We start from the raw sequence: 1,838 nt of genomic DNA on the forward strand, positions 1-1,838 counted from the left end.
AAATTCTCATAATCAAAATTATTTTTATTATTTCAGGTTTAGTTATTTCAATAGCTGTTATTTTATTTATTTATTTTTATGTTGTCTTTAAATCAACAAAATCAAACTGAAGAAGAAATAGTTCAACCTCAACATAGAGTTGAACTTCAAAAGCATTTAAAACGAGATAATGATATTATTCCTAAAAATAAAAATGAAGTTGTTAGAACAAAATCAACAAAAAATATTGTTTATAAACTTGATGGAAAAACAAAAAAATATATTGAAGAATATGATCCTAAAACAAATGCATTAATTAAAATAATATATTTTAATTTTAATGGAGAACAAATATCTAAAATTCAAGATTTAGATCCACAAGGTAATTTAATTAAACAAACAGTTTATCACGAAAATAGCCCAAAATATATATAATATTCAATATTATGAACCTCAAACTAAAAATTATTTCAAAATAGAATATTTTGAAGTTGACGGTAAAACAATATCTTCTACTGCTGAATATAACCCCCAAAAGAATAATAATTTATTAAAACAAACTTTTTATTTCTCTGATGGTAAAATAAGAGCTATATACATTTTTGACCCCATAACACAAAATTTAATTAAAACAACATTTTATCAACCTGATGGTAGAACAATACATTATATCAACGAATTTAATGCCATAACAAGAAAAGAATTAAGCAAACTAATTATAAATTAGATGGAACTATTGATACAATAAAAAAATATTAAAAAAATAAAAAAAATAACTCCCTATTATTTTAGGGAGTTATATAATAAATAAAATATCAAAAAACAAAAAAAACTAAAAGCTAAACTAAGTATCAATACGTCCCTTGTGTTGTTTTTAGAAAACAAACTGAAAACATGGATAAATATTTACATAAAGGTTCAAAAGTATATGTATAAGGCACCCTATCATTCCAAAATATACTAACCAACGAAGGTCAAAAAACGAACCACCACCAAAGTAATTATTCAAAACATCATCTTTTTAGACAACAAACCCAAATAATATTTACACAATTAAGTCCCTTTAGGGACTTTTTTTATACCCAAATTCAAAATAAAATTTAACAAAATTAAGGAGTAAGTAAATGAACTTAAAACCTAAAAAAATCTTTTTCTTATTACTTATATTATAGCATTAATAATTTCAATAATTTAAAGTTTTTTTAAGTTTTTGTAATTTATAAATAATTTTATTTATTTTTTTCCAACAACAAAAGCCGTCCAATAATTAGACAGCAAAAATTAATTAAAAATATTTAATTTAAACTAATTTAATAAAATTAAGGAGAAAGTTGAAAACTTTGAATATAATTATTTTCAAGATATCTATACCAATATTGACATTCAACTTTATTTAATATTTTAATATCTTTTTTTCATAATCTTTTTTAAGTTTTAATTTAAGTTTTTGTAATTTAAAATATTTTTTAAAATTCTTATTAAGAAAATAATTTTTTGGTTGAATGCTAGATAAATTTAAACTAAAATAATTAGAATTTTTAACTTGATTTGGGGTCATATAAGATTTAAACAATAAAGTTAAATTATGTGGAATTTTAATATTTCTTCCATTAATTATTTTTTTAATATTCCATTCAAATATATTAGAAAAATTAAAATTAACCATTGGAAATGAACTTAATTCTATTTCTTTAATTATATCATAAGGGAATAATGCTAAAAAAGATTCTTTAGGACAAGAAAAACATGTACGAGAAAATCCAAACAAATGACGACTATAAAAATCAATTCCTTTATTAGAATTTGATTCAATTTGTTTATCATTTTTAGAAACATATTTACTAACATATGAAACAACT

1 protein-coding gene and 4 pseudogenes are annotated in these 1,838 nt (G+C 20.5%); 4 read left to right on the forward strand and 1 reads right to left on the reverse strand.

Annotated elements, in window-relative coordinates; translation table 11 throughout:
- Positions 1-78: 78 nt before the first annotated feature.
- The 4 genes and pseudogenes from BBA70_RS03415 to BBA70_RS03420 all read left to right on the forward strand — a co-directional run.
- Positions 79-414: a DUF2963 domain-containing protein gene (locus tag BBA70_RS03415; RefSeq protein WP_252861662.1), complete on the forward strand. Its 336-nt coding sequence runs from the start codon at positions 79-81 to the stop codon at positions 412-414.
- A gap of 40 nt (positions 415-454) precedes the next feature.
- Positions 455-604 (forward strand): annotated as a pseudogene (locus tag BBA70_RS04005) (DUF2963 domain-containing protein); the annotation flags it as partial.
- Positions 605-675: 71 nt separating this feature from the next.
- A pseudogene (locus BBA70_RS04010) lies at positions 676-738 on the forward strand (DUF2963 domain-containing protein); the annotation flags it as partial.
- 87 nt (positions 739-825) lie between these two features.
- Positions 826-1,021: pseudogene (locus BBA70_RS03420) on the forward strand (single-stranded DNA-binding protein); the annotation flags it as partial.
- Positions 1,022-1,372: 351 nt separating this feature from the next.
- Here the strand turns inward: BBA70_RS03420 and BBA70_RS03425 are convergent.
- Positions 1,373-1,838 (reverse strand): annotated as a pseudogene (locus tag BBA70_RS03425) (UvrD-helicase domain-containing protein); the annotation flags it as partial.

The organism is New Jersey aster yellows phytoplasma (assembly GCF_002554195.1).
Taxonomy (GTDB): domain Bacteria; phylum Bacillota_I; class Bacilli_A; order Acholeplasmatales; family Acholeplasmataceae; genus Phytoplasma.